The 16,360-nt window shown below is 70.2% G+C and carries 13 protein-coding genes and 2 tRNA genes; 12 read left to right on the top strand and 3 right to left on the bottom strand.

The window, feature by feature from the left end; genetic code table 11:
- The first annotated feature begins 36 nt into the window (after positions 1-36).
- From recF to ACH4U7_RS29725, 8 genes are all read left to right on the top strand, one after another.
- Entirely contained in the window at positions 37-1,260 is a 1,224-nt protein-coding gene (gene recF, locus ACH4U7_RS29760) for a DNA replication/repair protein RecF (protein WP_398530887.1), read from the top strand.
- Entirely contained in the window at positions 1,257-1,790 is a 534-nt protein-coding gene (locus tag ACH4U7_RS29755; RefSeq protein WP_398530886.1) for a DUF721 domain-containing protein, read from the top strand. The genes recF and ACH4U7_RS29755 overlap by 4 nt, the downstream gene beginning before the upstream one ends.
- A gap of 323 nt (positions 1,791-2,113) precedes the next feature.
- Complete coding sequence (gene gyrB, locus ACH4U7_RS29750) at positions 2,114-4,156, top strand: DNA topoisomerase (ATP-hydrolyzing) subunit B (RefSeq protein ID WP_398530885.1); 2,043 nt, start codon at positions 2,114-2,116, stop codon at positions 4,154-4,156.
- Positions 4,157-4,201: 45 nt separating this feature from the next.
- The gene (gyrA, locus tag ACH4U7_RS29745) at positions 4,202-6,811 is read left to right on the top strand and encodes a DNA gyrase subunit A (protein WP_398530884.1); all 2,610 of its coding nucleotides are present in this window, start codon (positions 4,202-4,204) and stop codon (positions 6,809-6,811) included.
- A 147-nt stretch (positions 6,812-6,958) separates the two neighbouring features.
- Positions 6,959-7,546, top strand: a complete 588-nt coding sequence (locus ACH4U7_RS29740; RefSeq protein WP_398530883.1) for a DUF3566 domain-containing protein — start codon at positions 6,959-6,961, stop codon at positions 7,544-7,546.
- Positions 7,547-7,607: 61 nt separating this feature from the next.
- Positions 7,608-7,681: transfer RNA gene (locus ACH4U7_RS29735), tRNA-Ile, on the top strand.
- A 185-nt stretch (positions 7,682-7,866) separates the two neighbouring features.
- Entirely contained in the window at positions 7,867-8,001 is a 135-nt protein-coding gene (locus ACH4U7_RS29730) for a DLW-39 family protein (protein WP_003958712.1), read from the top strand.
- Between the two features lie 180 nt (positions 8,002-8,181).
- Entirely contained in the window at positions 8,182-9,573 is a 1,392-nt protein-coding gene (locus ACH4U7_RS29725) for a hypothetical protein (RefSeq protein WP_398530882.1), read from the top strand.
- Between the two features lie 79 nt (positions 9,574-9,652).
- On the opposite strand, the gene ACH4U7_RS29720 is transcribed toward ACH4U7_RS29725, so the two are convergent.
- Both ACH4U7_RS29720 and ACH4U7_RS29715 read right to left on the bottom strand, forming a co-directional pair.
- The gene (locus ACH4U7_RS29720) at positions 9,653-11,389 is read right to left on the bottom strand and encodes a protein kinase (protein WP_398530881.1); all 1,737 of its coding nucleotides are present in this window, start codon (positions 11,387-11,389) and stop codon (positions 9,653-9,655) included.
- A gap of 48 nt (positions 11,390-11,437) precedes the next feature.
- Positions 11,438-11,983 (bottom strand): transcriptional regulator, encoded by a 546-nt coding sequence (locus tag ACH4U7_RS29715; RefSeq protein ID WP_014177978.1) that lies wholly within the window; start codon positions 11,981-11,983, stop codon positions 11,438-11,440.
- Positions 11,984-12,100: 117 nt separating this feature from the next.
- On the opposite strand from ACH4U7_RS29715, the gene ACH4U7_RS29710 reads away from it, so the two are divergent.
- Both ACH4U7_RS29710 and ACH4U7_RS29705 read left to right on the top strand, forming a co-directional pair.
- Positions 12,101-12,173: transfer RNA gene (locus ACH4U7_RS29710), tRNA-Ala, on the top strand.
- A gap of 260 nt (positions 12,174-12,433) precedes the next feature.
- Entirely contained in the window at positions 12,434-13,579 is a 1,146-nt protein-coding gene (locus tag ACH4U7_RS29705) for a response regulator (protein ID WP_398530880.1), read from the top strand.
- 119 nt (positions 13,580-13,698) lie between these two features.
- Here the strand turns inward: ACH4U7_RS29705 and ACH4U7_RS29700 are convergent, their stop codons facing one another.
- Positions 13,699-14,406, bottom strand: a complete 708-nt coding sequence (locus ACH4U7_RS29700) for a DUF5324 family protein (protein WP_398530879.1) — start codon at positions 14,404-14,406, stop codon at positions 13,699-13,701.
- A 222-nt stretch (positions 14,407-14,628) separates the two neighbouring features.
- Between ACH4U7_RS29700 and ACH4U7_RS29695 the strand changes: the two genes are divergently transcribed.
- Positions 14,629-15,162 (top strand): peptidylprolyl isomerase, encoded by a 534-nt coding sequence (locus ACH4U7_RS29695; protein ID WP_358637784.1) that lies wholly within the window; start codon positions 14,629-14,631, stop codon positions 15,160-15,162.
- A gap of 201 nt (positions 15,163-15,363) precedes the next feature.
- Entirely contained in the window at positions 15,364-16,251 is an 888-nt protein-coding gene (locus ACH4U7_RS29690; protein ID WP_398530878.1) for a rhomboid family intramembrane serine protease, read from the top strand.
- The last annotated feature ends 109 nt before the right edge of the window (positions 16,252-16,360 follow it).

Here is a 16,360-nt window from a genome sequence, read left to right as displayed (position 1 = left end):
CGTAAGGGAGCCGCCGGGGGAGGTCGGCGCGCCACCATGCATGTAACGCATCTGTCGCTCGCCGACTTCCGCTCATACGCCCGGGCCGAGGTCGCTCTCGGTCCGGGCGTCACGGCTTTTGTGGGCCCCAACGGCCAGGGGAAGACCAACCTCGTCGAGGCCGTCGGCTATGTGGCCACGCTCAGCAGCCATCGCGTCTCCGCCGACGCTCCGCTGGTGCGGATGGGCGCGGACCGGGCGATCGTGCGGGCCGCGATCGTCGAGGGCGACCGGCAGCAGCTGGTCGAGCTGGAGCTGAACCCCGGTAAGGCCAACCGCGCCAGAATCAATAGATCCTCGCAGGTCAGACCGCGCGATGTGCTTGGCATCCTGCGCACTGTCCTGTTCGCGCCCGAGGACCTGGCCCTGGTCAAGGGAGATCCCGGGGAGCGCCGGCGCTTCCTGGACGAGCTGGTCACCGCGCGCTCACCGCGCATGGCCGGGGTCCGCGCCGACTACGAGCGGGTGCTCAAGCAGCGCAACACCCTGCTCAAGACCGCCGCGTTGGCCCGGCGTCACGGCGGCGGCCGCGGTTCCGGGGGCGACGGGGCGCTGTCCACTCTCGACGTATGGGACCAGCATCTGGCGCGCGCCGGTGCGGAATTGCTCGCCCAGCGCCTCGATCTGATCGCCGCGCTGCAGCCGCTGACCGACAAGGCGTATGAGCAACTGGCGCCGGGCGGCGGCCCGATCGGTTTTGACTACCGCAGCTCCATGGGCGACGGCCTGGCGGCCGCGGGCACCCGCGAGGAGCTGTACGAGCAGCTTTCGGCCGCGCTCACCGCCGCCCGTAAGCAGGAGATCGAGCGCGGGGTGACGCTGGTCGGCCCGCACCGCGACGATCTGATCCTGCGGCTCGGAGAGCTTCCGGCGAAGGGCTATGCGAGCCATGGCGAGTCCTGGTCGTATGCGCTGGCCCTGCGCCTGGCCTCGTACGACCTGCTGCGCGCGGACATCTCATGGGCGCCGGGCGGGCCTTCCGCCGAGGCAGCCGAGGCCGGCGGGGGCGGTGAGGCCGGGGCGGTCCGGCGGGCGGGCGAGCCGGTGCTGGTGCTGGACGACGTCTTCGCGGAGCTCGACGAGCGGCGCCGGGAGCGGTTGGCCGAGCTGGTCGCGCCCGGCGAGCAGGTGCTGGTGACGGCGGCCGTGGAGGACGACGTCCCCGGGGTGCTGGCGGGCGCCCGCTACGCGGTGTCCGAAGGGGAGGTGCGGCCTCTGTGACCGAGCAGCCCGCACAGCCGCCCACCCCACCGGAGCCCTCGGGGGTCGACCTGGCGCGGGTGGCGCTGCGCGCCGCCAAGGAGCAGGCGCGCGCCCGTGGTGCGGCGGCGCAGCAGAAGAAGCAGGCGCGCCGAGGGGGCTTGCGCTCCGGCGCGCGCGCCGACGGGCGCGATCCGCTGCCGCTCGGTGCCGCGATCAACCGGCTGATCACCGAGCGGGGCTGGGAGACCCCGGCCGCGGTGGGCGGGGTGATGGGCCGCTGGCCCCAGATGGTGGGGCCGGAGGTGGCGCAGCACTGCGAGCCGCAGCGGTACGACGAGGAAGCTCGGGTGCTGACGGTGCGGTGCGATTCGACGGCGTGGGCGACCCAGCTGCGGCTGCTGGCCCCGCAGCTGGTGGCCCGGCTCAACGCGGACCTCGGCCAGGGCACGGTCAAGCTGATCAAGGTCTTGGGCCCGGGCGGCCCGGCCCGCCGTTATGGATCGCTGCGCGCCCCCGGCAGCGCGGGCCCAGGCGACACCTACGGCTGAGACAGCCCTCCGTGCGCCCCCGGTGCGCAGGTGGCGGGGCGGCCGTGAAGGGGGTGGCCGCTGGGGCGTCTGTCATGGTTGCCGGTGGTTGACGACCCGAAGCGCTGAGTGGCGGTGTGAGCCTCTTAAACCCCGTCCCCAGATATGGGGAGTCGGTGGCGACCGGTTCAGGGCGGCACATGCGTACTCAGGCACCGGCAAGCCCCCATTCTTGTCGGCGCTACCGGTAGACTGGGCGCGTACACCGTCGCCGCTTGCGCACCGAGCGCTCGCGGACACATGTTGAACGACGCAGCCGCTCCCGCCTGCCCCGGAGACGGCTCGTGCTGTGCCAGAAAGGGCGCTTCGTGGCCGATTCCGGCAACCCCAACGAGAACATCCCGTCCGAGATCCCGTCCGAGGACGTCGACGGGGCTCTGGCCCCGCCGTCCTATGACGCCAGTGCGATCACCGTCCTGGAGGGCCTGGACGCGGTCCGCAAGCGACCCGGTATGTACATCGGTTCCACCGGTGAGCGCGGCCTCCACCACCTTGTCCAAGAGGTGGTGGACAACTCCGTGGACGAGGCCCTGGCCGGTCACGCGGACACCATCGAGGTGACGATCCTGGCCGATGGCGGGGTCCGCGTGGTCGACAACGGCCGCGGTATCCCGGTCGACCTGCATCCGGTGGAGAAGAAACCGGCCGTCGAGGTCGTGCTGACCGTGCTGCACGCGGGTGGCAAGTTCGGCGGCGGCGGCTACGCCGTCTCCGGCGGTCTGCACGGCGTCGGCGTCTCCGTGGTCAACGCGCTGTCGACGAAGGTCTCGGTCGAGGTCAAGCGGGACGGCTACCGCTGGACCCAGGACTACAAGCTTGGCGTGCCCACCGCGCCGCTGGCCAAGAACGAGCAGGTCACGGAGACCGGTACGACGGTCACCTTCTGGGCCGATCCGGATGTCTTCGAGACGACCGAGTACTCCTTCGAGACGCTGTCGCGGCGCTTCCAGGAGATGGCGTTCCTCAACAAGGGCCTGTCCATCTCGCTGACGGACGAGCGCGCGGCCCATGTGGATGAGGAGGGCAAGCCGCTCTCCGTGACGTACTGCTACGAGGGCGGCATCGTCGACTTCGTGCAGTACCTGAACTCCCGCAAGGGGGAGCTGGTCCACCCCACAGTCATCGGCTTCGAGGCCGAGGACAAGGAGCGGATGCTCTCGGTCGAGATCGCGATGCAGTGGAACACCCAGTACACCGAGGGTGTCTACAGCTTCGCGAACACGATCCACACCCATGAGGGCGGCACCCACGAGGAGGGCTTCCGCGCCGCGCTGACGTACTTGATCAACAAGTACGCGCGGGACAAGAAGCTGCTCCGGGAAAAGGATGACAATCTCACCGGTGAGGACATCCGTGAGGGCCTGACCGCGATCATCTCGGTCAAGCTCGGCGAGCCGCAGTTCGAGGGCCAGACGAAGACGAAGCTGGGCAACACGGAGGCGAAGACCTTCGTCCAGAAGATCGTCCATGAGCACCTGGCCGACTGGCTCGACCGCTACCCCAACGAGGCGTCGGACATCGTCCGCAAGTCCATCCAGGCGGCCACGGCCCGGGTCGCGGCCCGTAAGGCCCGCGATCTGACCCGCCGCAAGGGGCTGCTGGAGACCGCGTCACTGCCGGGCAAGCTGGCCGACTGCCAGTCCAACGACCCGTCCAAGTGCGAGATCTTCATCGTCGAGGGTGACTCCGCCGGCGGCTCGGCCAAGGCCGGCCGTAACCCGCAGTACCAGGCGATCCTGCCCATCCGAGGCAAGATCCTCAACGTCGAGAAGGCGCGGGTCGACAAGATCCTCCAGAACAACGAGGTCCAGGCGCTGATCTCGGCGTTCGGCACCGGTGTGCACGAGGACTTCGACATCAGCAAGCTCCGCTATCACAAGATCATCCTGATGGCGGACGCCGACGTCGACGGCCAGCACATCAACACCCTGCTGCTCACCTTCCTCTTCCGCTTTATGCGCCCGCTGGTCGAGGCGGGCCATGTCTTCCTGTCCCGCCCGCCGCTCTACAAGATCAAGTGGGGCCGGGACGACTTCGAGTACGCGTACTCGGACCGCGAGCGGGACGCGCTGATCCAGGCGGGCCGTGAGCAGGGCAAGCGCATCAAGGAGGACTCGGTCCAGCGCTTCAAGGGTCTGGGCGAGATGAACGCCGAGGAGCTGCGCGTGACCACCATGGACGTGGACCACCGCGTCCTGGGCCAGGTCACCCTGGACGACGCCGCGCAGGCCGACGATCTGTTCTCGGTCCTGATGGGCGAGGACGTCGAGGCCCGGCGCTCGTTCATCCAGCGCAACGCCAAGGACGTCCGCTTCCTCGACATCTGAGTCGGCCCCGAGCAGCCGCAGACGACAGAAGGACTTTGACCAGCAATGGCCGACGAGAACACCCCGAACACGCCAGAAGACCAGACCCAGGGGACCACCCTCCGCGTCGAGCCGGTGGGCCTCGAGACGGAGATGCAGCGCTCGTACCTCGACTACGCGATGAGCGTGATCGTGAGCCGTGCGCTGCCCGACGTCCGGGACGGCCTCAAGCCGGTGCACCGCCGTGTGCTGTACGCGATGTACGACGGCGGGTACCGCCCCGAGAAGGGCTTCTACAAGTGCGCCCGCGTCGTCGGCGACGTGATGGGCACGTACCACCCGCACGGCGACTCGTCCATCTACGACGCCCTGGTGCGGCTGGCCCAGCCGTGGTCCATGCGGATGCCGCTGGTCGACTCCAACGGCAACTTCGGCTCCCCGGGCAACGACCCGGCGGCGGCCATGCGCTACACCGAGTGCAAGATGGCGCCGCTGTCCATGGAGATGCTCCGGGACATCGACGAGGACACCGTCGACTTCCAGGACAACTACGACGGGCGTAACCAGGAGCCGACGGTTCTGCCGTCCCGCTTCCCGAACCTGCTGATCAACGGCTCGGCGGGGATCGCGGTCGGCATGGCCACCAACATCCCGCCGCACAACCTCCGCGAGGTGGCCGAGGGCGCCCAGTGGTTCCTGGCCAACCCGGAGGCCACACCGGAGGAGCTGCTCGACGCGCTCATCGACCGGATCAAGGGCCCGGACTTCCCCACCGGCGCCCTGGTGGTCGGCCGCAAGGGCATCGAGGAGGCGTACCGCACCGGTCGCGGCTCGATCACGATGCGCGCGGTCGTCGAGGTCGAGGAGATCCAGGGCCGTCAGTGCCTGGTGGTCACCGAGCTGCCGTACCAGGTCAACCCGGACAATCTGGCGCAGAAGATCGCCGACCTGGTGAAGGAAGCCAGGATCGGCGGCATCGCGGACGTCCGCGACGAGACGTCCTCGCGGACCGGTCAGCGCCTGGTCATCGTGTTGAAGCGGGACGCGGTCGCCAAGGTCGTGCTCAACAACCTCTACAAGCACACCGACCTCCAGACCAACTTCGGCGCGAACATGCTGGCGCTGGTCGACGGAGTGCCGCGCACCCTCTCGCTGGACGCCTTCATCCGCAACTGGGTCACCCACCAGATCGAGGTCATCGTCCGCCGGACGCGCTTCAGGCTGCGCAAGGCCGAGGAGCGGGCCCACATCCTGCGCGGTCTGCTCAAGGCGCTGGACGCGATCGACGAGGTCATCGCGCTGATCCGGCGCAGTGACACGGTGGAGATCGCGCGCGGGGGCCTGATGGACCTGCTGACGATCGACGAGATCCAGGCCAACGCGATCCTGGAGATGCAGCTGCGGCGGCTCGCCGCCCTGGAGCGTCAGAAGATCATCCAGGAGCACGACGAGCTGCAGGCCAAGATCAATGAGTACAACGCGATCCTGGCCTCGCCCGAGCGGCAGCGGCAGATCATCAGCGAGGAGCTGACCGCGATCGTCGAGAAGTACGGCGACGACCGGCGTACCAAGCTGATCCCCTTCGACGGTGACATGTCCATCGAGGACCTGATCGCCGAGGAGGACATCGTCGTCACGATCACCCGCGGCGGCTATGTGAAGCGTACGAAGACCGAGGACTACCGCTCGCAGAAGCGCGGCGGTAAGGGTGTGCGCGGCACCAAGCTCAAGCAGGACGACATCGTCGACCACTTCTTCGTCTCGACCACCCACCACTGGCTGTTGTTCTTCACCAACAAGGGCCGGGTCTACCGGGCGAAGGCGTACGAGCTGCCGGACGCGGGCCGGGAGGCGCGCGGTCAGCACGTCGCGAACCTGCTGGCGTTCCAGCCGGACGAGCAGATCGCGCAGATCCTGGCGATCCGCGACTACGAGGCGGCGCCGTACCTGGTGCTGGCGACGAAGTCGGGCCTGGTGAAGAAGACCCCGCTCAAGGACTACGACTCCCCGCGGTCGGGCGGTGTGATCGCCATCAACCTCCGGGAGACGGAGGACGGCCGGGAGGACGAGCTGATCGGGGCCGAGCTGGTTTCGGCCGAGGACGATCTGCTGCTGATCAGCAAGAAGGCACAGTCGATCAGGTTCACGGCCACGGATGATTCGATGCGGCCGATGGGACGGGCGACCTCCGGAGTCAAGGGCATGAGCTTCCGCGAGGGCGACGAGCTCTTGTCGATGAATGTCGTCCGGCCCGGTACGTTCGTGTTCACCGCCACCGACGGTGGGTACGCGAAGCGGACGAATGTCGACGAGTACCGTGTCCAGGGCCGTGGCGGCCTCGGTATCAAGGCCGCCAAGATCGTGGAGGACCGCGGTTCTCTCGTCGGGGCTCTGGTGGTCGAGGAAAGTGATGAGATCCTTGCCATCACGCTCAGCGGTGGCGTAATCCGTACCCGTGTGAACGAGGTCAGGGAGACGGGCCGTGACACCATGGGCGTCCAACTGATCAACCTGGGCAAGCGCGATGCCGTCGTCGGTATCGCCCGGAACGCCGAGGCCGGTCGTGAGGCTGAAGAGGTCGAGGAAGAGTCCGAGACCGTGAGCGAAGCAGCCGAGGGGGCCGCGTCCGAGGCGGCCGAGGGCACACCGCCCCCGGCCGACGAGACCGAGGAGTAGGTCGTGAGTGGAGCCACGGGTCCCGCGGCGGGCGGCGGCGGAATGGATACCGGCCATGGGCCGGTGCCGGGCGCCGCACCCGCCGGGAGCGGATCACCCGCTTCGGCAGGCGCCCGTGGCCCCTCCACCGACTCCCATGGGGGTACCGTGACGGACATCAGGCAGCCGCAGCCGCCGTACGAGAGCTATTCGGGCAGCCCGCTGCCCGGTGAGCGGCCGGGCCAGCCACAGCCCGCGCAGCCGTACCACCCGCCGCAGGCGTATGCCCCGCCGAGCACCGGCGAGGCCGCCAGGGGCGCCTCGGGGCACCAGCAGACCGCGGTGCGCCGCCCGCGCACCGAGTCGGGTGGCCGCCCGGCCCCGCGTACGCGCAAGGCGCGGCTGCGGGTCGCCAGGGCGGACCCGTGGTCGGTGATGAAGGTCAGCTTCCTGCTCGCGATCGCTCTGGGCATCTGCACCGTGGTCGCCGCGGCGGTGCTGTGGATGGTCATGGACGGGATGGGCGTCTTCAGCGCCGTGGGCGGGACGATCAGCGAGGCCACGGAGTCGAAGAAGGGCACCGGCTTCGACCTGGAGTCCTTCCTGTCGCTGCCGCGAGTGCTGGCCTTCACCGGGGTCATCGCAGCGATCAATGTGGTGCTGGCCACGGCGCTGGCCACCCTGGGGGCCTTCATCTACAACCTGTCGGCGGGCTTCGTCGGTGGTGTGGAGGTCACGCTCGCCGAGGACGAGTAGCGGCCGCCTGTAACCGATTTTGGGACAGGGCTGGTCGTGCGCTAATCTTTCGGTGCAGCGCGGGGCTATAGCTCAGACGGTTAGAGCGCTTCCCTGATAAGGAAGAGGCCACAGGTTCAAGTCCTGTTAGCCCCACCGGTGCGATCAGCCCGGACGGAGATCTTCTCTTCGTCCGGGCTGATTCCGTAACGGCGCCTGGGCAGTTGATGAACGGCTGTCGGTCGGCCAATGCCGGGCATAGGTCACCGAACGGTATCGGCCGGTGTGTATCATCGGGCGCCAGAGGTCCCCTACGTCAAGGAAAGAGACGAGGTAGCGCGGTGAAGAAGCTTCTCCTGGTCGCACTGGCCGCCATCGGCGGGCTCCTCGTGTACCGCCAGATCCAGGCGGATCGCGCCGAGCAGGATCTGTGGACGGAGGCGACCGACTCCGTGCCCGCAGGTTCGGGTGTGTGAGACCAACAGCTCTGTACAGGGCCCCGACCGCTGGAGCGGTCGGGGCCCTGTCGGCTTTACTGGCGGCTGTCGCGGGACTCCTCGCGGCAACCGTCTTCTTTGTTCACTCTTGCAAATGAAATGCTTGCATAAGCAAAGTTGAACGGGCTGTGCGGCCGGTACGACGAGGAGTGACCCGCGATGGATGACCGCAGCAAGGTCAGGACCGGCCTCGCCGCGGTGGCCGCGCTGTGCGCGGTGGCCACGGCGCCAGGACCGGTCGGCCAGGCCTGGGCCGCGCCCGCGGACGGGGCCGCCGGGGCGCGGCCGTACCGGGCCGAGGGGACCTTGATCCACGGCACCGACGACGCCGAGGGCGCCCCGCTGCTCAAGCCGGGGCTCGGCTACGTCGACAGCATCGCGGCGGGCCAGAAGCGGTACTACAGCGTCCGGCTGGACGCCACGTCCGGCGCGTATGCCTCGGCGGTCGCGGCGCCCCGGCCGGGGGCGGGCGTCGTCTCGTACCAGGACCGGGTCAAAGTGACGCTGGAGAGCCCCGACGGCACCACCTGCGACAGCTCCGACCGGAAGATCGAGGCGAACGGCGTGGCCTATCCGCTCGCCGACTACGCGGCACGCCAGGCCGCGTCGGGCTCGGTGGCCTCCTGCCGGAAGGCGGGCCGGTACGTCGTCACCGTGGAGCGCGGAGCCGGCTCCCAGGACCCCGACAGCTGGCCGCTGGAGCTCAGGCTGATGGTGGAGCCGCCGGTGAAGGGCGGGGACACCGGGCAGGCCCAGGATGACAGTTGGCGCGCCACCCCGCCCGAGCTGCCCGAGGGCAAGGCGCGGTGGCGGCCGGGCGGCACGGGGTTCAACGACGCGCGCCCGTTGTCCACAGGGGTGTGGGCGGATCAGATCAGGCCGGGCGAGACCCACTTCTACCGGGTGCCGATCGACTGGGGACAGCGGCTCGACGCCACCGCCGAACTGTCCGCCGCGAAGACCGGAGAGACGGCCGGGGTCAACGACGCGCTGGGGCTTCGGGTCTTCAACCCGGCGCGCGGCCTGACGAAGAAGAGCTCCTTCGAGGCCTACGAGGGGCAGAAGGCGCAGGTGGAGGCGGACACCGTTCCCGTGGCGTACGGCAACCGCTCGGCGCGGGCCGACTACTCCGTGCGCAAGATGAGCTTCGCCGGGTGGTACTACCTGGCGGTCACGGTGAATCCGGACGTCACGCGGTTCTTCAAGGACACGGTGCCGCTCACCCTGCGGGTGCGGATCTCGGGCACCGCGAAGGCCGGGCCGACCTACGACGGGGACGCGGTCCGGGCGGGCTTCGGTCTCACGGACGCCGACCGGCGGGGGGCCGCCCAGGGGCCGGCCACCGGGGATGATGCCGGGGCCGCGGTGGCCGACGACACGGACAAGGGCCGGCTGCGGCTGGTGGGCTATGTGAGCTATGCCGTCGGCGCGCTGCTGCTGCTCGGGCTCGGGGGGTGGACGCTGGCGGCCCGGCGTCGGGCCCCGGCCGCCGCGGCCCCGGCATCCGGGCCGGGCAGGCACCGGCGGTACGGGCCGCCGCCTGCCTGGTAGGTGGCGCCGGCGCGGTGGGTGGCGGCTGCTTGGCGGACGGCGCCCGCCTGGTGGGTGGCCACGGCCCGTGGCCGTCGGGTCAGCCCGCGGTCAGTAACGCCCATGTGCCGACCGCGAAGCACACGGCCGCGGCGATCAGGATCGCGATCGTCGTCTTCCGGGACGGTCCGGGGCGGCGTCGGGCGGTGGGGGGAACCTGCGGCTGCGGAGCGGTGTATGGACGAGTAGGAGGGAATTCGCGCTGGGCCGCCGGGGCGGAAGCCGTGGCCGGAGTGGGAGTGGGAGTGGGGGTAGGCGTATGCGCGGGCGGGGGGCCTGGCTGTTGTCGCGGATCGGGCGTGGCCTGCGGCGGCTGTGCGGGCCGTACGGGCCGCGGAGGCGTCGTGGGCTGTGCGGGCGCCGGCTGGGAGGCCGGCGGCTGCGGAAGGCCGGAGTACGGCGTGTGGGGGGCGTGCGGGGGGTACGGGGTTTGGGGCTGCCCGGTCGGGAACTGGCCGCTCGGGAACTGCCCGCTGAGGTGCTGGCCGCTCGGGTTCTGGCCGCTCGGGTTCTGGCCGGTGTGCGGCTGTCCGGTGGGCGGCTGTCCGGTGGGCGGCTGTCCGGTGGGCGGCTGGGGGGCCGGGGGCGGTTGTGGGGCCGGGTGCTGCGGTATCCCGGTGTGTGGCGTCTGGGGCTGGGGCGGCGGCAGTTGGAAGCTGCCGGTGTCCGACATCGACGGCTGCGAAACGGACGGCTGCGAAACGGACGATTCGGATGGTTGTGGCAGGGACGGCTCGGACGGCGTTGGCGTGCTGGGCCCCTGGGGGCCCGGTGGCTGGGGTGTCGGGCCGCTGTGCGCATGGGCCGTGCCGGTGCCGGTGCCGGTGCCGGTGCTGGTGCTGGTGCTGGTGCTGGTGTCAGCGTCGCCTTCGGTGTCCGCGCCCGGCCGTTGGATCGTCCGGAAGGGACCCTCGGACCCGAACCCCTCGGGGAGCGGCCCGAGATGGTCGAAGACCTCGATCACCTCGTCGTCGATGCCGGGCTCGGGCAGCATCTCGGTGGCCGCGAGAAGCGCCTTGCGCGCCCCTGTGGCCGTGCGGAACCGGTCCTCGGGATCGGGCTGCAGCAGATTCGCGATCACCTGCCACAGCGGCTCGGGCACCCCCGTGGGCGCGTTCGGCACACCCTGCTCGAACAGCTTGATCAGGGCGTCCGCGTCCGGTTTGTGCCCGCTGAGCAGATACAGCGCCACCAGCCCGACCGCGAAGAGGTCGGCGGGGAAGTCCGGCTCATCGCCCATCATCTGCTCGGGCGCGAAGTAACCGGGCGTTCCCATCACGTAGTTGGCCTCGGTGAGCCGGGGTTCCCCCTTTGTCAGCGCAATGCCGAAGTCGGACAGCCGCACATGCGGCCGGCCGGTCCCAGTGGCCTCCAGCAGGATGTTCGCGGGTTTGATGTCGCGGTGCACCACGCCTTCCGCGTGCACCGCCGCCAGGCCGGAGAGCAACTGGTCGAGCAGCGTGCACACATAGCGCGGCGGCAGCGGGCCGTAGTCGCCGATGAGATGGGCGAACGAGCCGCCGCCCACCAGGTCCATGGTGAACAGCACCTTGTCGTCGTCCGCCGCCCAGCTGGCCGGTGCCAGCACATAGGGGTGGTCGATACGCAGCGCCTGTTCCCGTACGAACCGCAGCAGGGTGTGCGCATCGCGCTGCTGCAGCACCTTCGCCGCGACGTAGCGGCGGCGCCGGTGGTCCCAGACGCGCCACACAGCGCCCACGCCACCGCGCCCGATCGGGTCGACCAGCTCGTACCGGCCCGCGAAGACTTCACCCATCGCGCGGCCCCCGCCCACTCATCGGCTCGTCAGCAGTCCGTCAGCCCATCAGTTCTGGTGCGCCTCGTAGTGGGCGACCGCCTCGGCGGTCCGCCCGGCGCCGTACACCCGGAGGAACTCTGCCAGCTCCGGGTGGGTGGGGGCGAGGGTGTCGGCGGCATCGATGATGTCGCCCGCGGCGGATACCGAGCGCAGCAGCGACTGGATCTCGCGGACCACGCGCCGCACGGTGGGGGCGCCGGTGCTCGCCGTGGTCTGTGTGGTGTTCAGCACGGAGCCCCCCGCGGACTTCTTGATCTCCTCCATGCGCTCGGCGGCCTCGGCGGCGCTGACCCGGCCGTCCGCCGCCTGGCTCGACAGCTCCTGCAGGGCCTGTACCCGCTGCACGACGGCCGGGTTGCCGATCTTGGCTCGCTGGCCGCTCATCAGCTGCGAGAGCATGGGCGCGGACAGACCGAGGACGGCGGCGAGGCGGGCCTGGTTGAGGCCGAGGTCGTCGATGAGACGGCGGAAGAGCGCCCCCAGCGGTTCCCCGTACCAGCTGCGCTGCAGCTCCCGTGCGCGGGCGGTGGCATCCTGCTGTGCTGCGTCCATTCGCTCTCCCCTTCGCTTCGCTGCAGCGAATCTTGCGTGGCATCCTACGGAGGGCGGTACGCGCGAGCGATACCCGGTCGGGAAAGGTGGCCACAACCAGGTATCCTGATCGGCGACGGGGCCTTAGCTCAGTTGGTAGAGCGCCGTCTTTGCATGGCGGATGTCAGGAGTTCGACTCTCCTAGGCTCCACTTTCGTCACCGGCCAGGACACCAGATGCGTGCCCTGGCCGGTTTGTCTTGCCGCCCAAGTCCCGCGGGTCCCTTGGTGCGGTTGGCCCGCGCGGGCCCACAGCGCCGTTCCGGGGCATTGTCCTCCCACATGTTGCCCGGTGTTGCCGCTCTCGCCGTTGTCGCGTGCAACACCTTTGAAATGCCTCACGCTGGCCTCAACTCGGGCATGTGGTCCGGGAGTCGTCTGGTCGGCGCGATCCGCCGTGCGGGGAGACAAGATGCGTGAGCTGCGGCCCTTGGGTGAGGGTCTGAGCCAGGAATGCCGGGATTTCGCCTTGGCGCTGCGGGACCTGTTCAAAGGGCTGGACGTCTCGGTGCGCAGATATGCCGCGCGCAGGTATCGCGATCCGGGCACGCTCTCGCGCTATCTGAGCGGGACGCGCATCCCGCCGTGGGAGTTCGTGCAGGACCTGTTCACCGATCTCGCCGAGCGGCGGGGCACCGCGGCGACCCCGGCCGCGATCGAGCTGGTGCGGGAGCTGCACCGGGCCGCGGTGCATACGAGCGGATCGCCCGGTCATGCCATGGAGATCCTTCAGCATCAGCTGGCGGACGCCGACCGGGAGGCCAGGGCGTCGAGCGTGACGGAGGACGTGCTGGGGGAGGCGCTGCTCGACCGGCAGCACCGGATCGCCGATCTCGAGGTGCGGCTGAACCAGCTGGAAGCGGCGTGGGCGACGGAGCGCACCCGGGCGGACACGCTGGAGCTGGGTCTTCCCGACCAAGCGGAGCTGATCAAAGAACGGGACATGCTCCAGCGCGAGGTGAAGCGCCTCACCGAGGAGCTTGAGGATGTGCGGCTGCGCGGGTTACTGGCGGAGGACCGCTGCCAGATGCTGGAGCGGCAGCTGGCCATGGTGGAGTCCCAGCGCCCCGCCGCGGCCCCGGCGCCGGACGGGGTGCCCGACGCCCCCGCGGAGCCCGTGATGTCCAAGCCCTGCTCGGGGCCTCGTCCCAAGATCCTCGTGGTCGACGACCAGCACAACAACCTGCTGGCCATGGCAGCCGTGCTGGCCAAGCTGGACCAGGAGCTGGTGACCGCGTCCTCGGGACAGGAAGCTCTCAAGGCCCTGCTCGACCACGACGACTTCGCGGTGATCCTGCTGGACGTGCAGATGCCGGAGATGGACGGCTATGAGACCGCGGCCCATATCCAGCGGCGGCCCCGCAACCGGGACATCCCGATCATCTTCATGACCGCGATGGGCGCCGACCCGGAGCACTCCTCCCGGGGATACGCGGCCGGTGCGGTGGACTACATTGCCAAGCCGTTCGACCCCTGGGCGCTGCGTGCCAAGGTCTCCGTCTTCACGGAGATCTTCTTGGAGCGGCGCCGGTACAGCGAGCGCGTCGCCGCCCACTGACCGCCGGTCGCCGCCCACTGACCGCCGGGGGAGGCCGGCAGCGGGGAGGGGAATGGCGAAGGGCGGGGACGCCGTGGTCTCCCGCCCTTCCGGATGTGCTGCCCGGCGCCCGGCCCGGCTCAGCGATCGTTCTCGTTCGCCTGCTTGCTCTGCGCCTCCGGGTCGAGTGCGGACTGGTCGCTGCCGTCCACCGACGTCAGCGGCTCGCGTCCGCTCAGCTCGGTCGCCGCCGGGGGCTCGACCAGCCAGTCGGGGTTGGCCTGCCTGTCCCACCACTTCCACGCGGTGAAGATCCCCGCGCCCACGAGGCCGACGAAGACGGTGCGCTTGGCGATGCGGCCGGTGCGGTCCCTCCTGCGGCGGCGCCTGGCGAGCTTGTGGATGTCGGCCGCGGTCACATGGTCACGCAGGGCGGCGAGGGCCGCGGCGCTGCGGGTGACGGCCTCCTCGCACACCGGCCCTGCGGTGGCGCGCGCCTCGGCCACCGCGTGCTGGACGCGCGGGGCGGTGTACCGGGCGGCCTGGCGCGCCGCCTTGCGGGTCCGGGCGGCGGCCCGGGTGGCGGCGGCGTCGACCCCGCGCGGCAGGGTGCCGCGGGCCTGGGTCAGCCGCGGCGCGATATGCACGTGGTACTGACTGCCTGCGGTGTATCGGGCCTGGTGCGCGGCGTGCGAGACCTTCGGCCCCAGCTGTACGCGAGCCGTGTGCGCATAGCGCGTGGCGGCGTCCTTGGCCGTACCGGCGTAGGGCGCCACCACCTCCGCCGCGTGCAGGACGCTGCCCTTGGCGGTGCCGGTCGCGGCTCGCACGCTCTCCATGCGGGTCACGGGATCCTCCCCTTTCCGTTTCATGGAAGATCATGCCTATTTGTGACGATCATGCCTGTGTGCAGGATGCCGGGCACGCGCGGCCGGGCATCCGGGGCACGTACGGGTTCCCGTCCGGGTCGGCATGAATCGTGTGTGCCGCGCGCCGCTTCGTGGGTACGCGTCGTCGCGGCGTCCGTGCGAGGATCAAGGGACCGCAATGAAAACTATGGAAGGTAGATCGTGGCTGAGCAGCTCTACGCCACCCTGAAGACGAACAATGGCGACATCGTGGTCCGGCTGCTGCCGAACCACGCCCCCAAGACGGTCAAGAACTTCGTGGAGCTCGCCGAGGGCACCCGTGAGTGGACCCACCCGGCGACGGGCAAGCGGGCCAAGGAGAAGCTGTACGACGGCACCGTCTTCCACCGCGTGATCAGCGGCTTCATGATCCAGGGCGGTGACCCGCTGGGCAACGGCACCGGTGGCCCCGGCTACGAGTTCGGCGACGAGTTCCACCCGGACCTGGCGTTCAACAAGCCGTATCTGCTGGCGATGGCCAACGCCGGCCCGGGCACCAACGGCTCGCAGTTCTTCATCACCGTGGCGCCGACCGCGTGGCTGACCGGTAAGCACACCATCTTCGGCGAGGTCGTCGACGAGGCGAGCAAGAAGGTCATCGACGCGATCGCGGGCACCTCGACCAACCCGCGCACCGACCGCCCGCTCAACGACGTCGTCATCGAGTCGGTCGTCGTGGAGACCCGCGAGGGCTGAAACCGAGGGCTGACCTCGAGGCCGTCATCGCCACGCGGCGGAGCCGCATGCCGACGCAGCCGGCTGCCGCCGCGTGGCGGGCCCGCGCCGGGCCTCGCCGGAACGGTGGCGGGAACTCCGCGCCCCGCCTGTCCGTCTTGACGGCAGGCAGGCGGGCACGTGGGCCCGGTGCGAGCATGGAGTGCAGGGCAAGGGGAGACGATGGAGGACCAGGCGGTCTGCTGCTATCGGCATCCGCAGCGGGAGACCGGCATAAGCTGTGTCCGCTGCGAGCGGCCGATCTGCCCGGAGTGCATGATCAGCGCCTCGGTGGGTTTCCAGTGCCCGGAGTGCGTGCGCGGTGGTGGACAGGGCTCCTCCGGCGGTCCTGTCCCGGCGGGGCACCCGGTGCGGGACGCCCGGCCGCGCACGATAGCGGGCGGCGCGCTCACCGCGGACCCGCGGCTGGTGACCAAGATCCTCATCGGCCTCAATCTCGCCGTGTGGTTCGTGGCGCTCGCGATCGGCGACCGGTTTGTGAACGCGCTGGACCTGGTGGGCCGGGCGTACGACCCCACCGCGGCCGATCTTGTGGGGGTTGCCGAGGGCCAGTGGTATCGGCTGGTCACCGCGATGTTCCTGCACCAGCAGGCGTATCACATCGCCTTCAACATGCTTTCGCTGTGGTGGCTCGGCGGGCCGCTGGAGGCGGCGCTCGGCCGGGCGCGCTATCTCGCGGTGTATCTGCTGGCCGGGCTGGGCGGCAGCGCGCTGTCGTATCTGCTCGCCGCGCAGAACCAGCCCTCGCTCGGCGCCTCCGGGGCGATCTTCGGCCTGCTCGGCGCGACGGCGGTCCTGATGCGCCGCCTCAACTACGACATGCGGCCGGTCATCGCGCTGCTCGTGCTCAACCTGATCTTCACATTCGCCTGGTCCGGCATCGCCTGGCAGGCCCATGTCGGCGGCCTGGTCGTGGGCACGGCGGTGGCATACGGGATGGTGCACGCGCCGCGCGAGAAGCGCGCGCTGGTGCAGCGGCTCACCTGCGCGCTGATGCTGCTCGCGATCGTCGCGGTGGTGTGGCTGCGGACGGTGCAGCTCACCGGCTGACCGGCCGGCACCGGCCGTACGCAGCCGGCCGTACACAAGCGCCGCTGCCGCAGCCCCGGCCGTATCGGGGATATCCACAGCACAGTTGTCCACAGCGAGTGCCTGATCT

The sequence above is a fragment of the Streptomyces sp. NPDC020845 genome (assembly GCF_044334165.1).
Lineage (GTDB): Bacteria > Actinomycetota > Actinomycetes > Streptomycetales > Streptomycetaceae > Streptomyces.
Note: the sequence above shows the minus strand (reverse complement) of the source record. Positions and strands in the feature narration are given on the sequence as shown.

Excerpts from the sequence above, each read along its gene's own strand:
- recF (WP_398530887.1), top strand. The coding sequence starts at position 37 with ATGCATGTAACGCATCTGTCGCTCGCCGACTTCCGCTCATACGCCCGG.
- gyrA (WP_398530884.1), top strand. The coding sequence starts at position 4,202 with ATGGCCGACGAGAACACCCCGAACACGCCAGAAGACCAGACCCAGGGG.
- ACH4U7_RS29725 (WP_398530882.1), top strand. The coding sequence starts at position 8,182 with ATGGATGACCGCAGCAAGGTCAGGACCGGCCTCGCCGCGGTGGCCGCG.
- ACH4U7_RS29720 (WP_398530881.1), bottom strand. The coding sequence starts at position 11,389 with ATGGGTGAAGTCTTCGCGGGCCGGTACGAGCTGGTCGACCCGATCGGG.
- ACH4U7_RS29715 (WP_014177978.1), bottom strand. The coding sequence starts at position 11,983 with ATGGACGCAGCACAGCAGGATGCCACCGCCCGCGCACGGGAGCTGCAG.
- ACH4U7_RS29705 (WP_398530880.1), top strand. The coding sequence starts at position 12,434 with ATGCGTGAGCTGCGGCCCTTGGGTGAGGGTCTGAGCCAGGAATGCCGG.
- ACH4U7_RS29690 (WP_398530878.1), top strand. The coding sequence starts at position 15,364 with ATGGAGGACCAGGCGGTCTGCTGCTATCGGCATCCGCAGCGGGAGACC.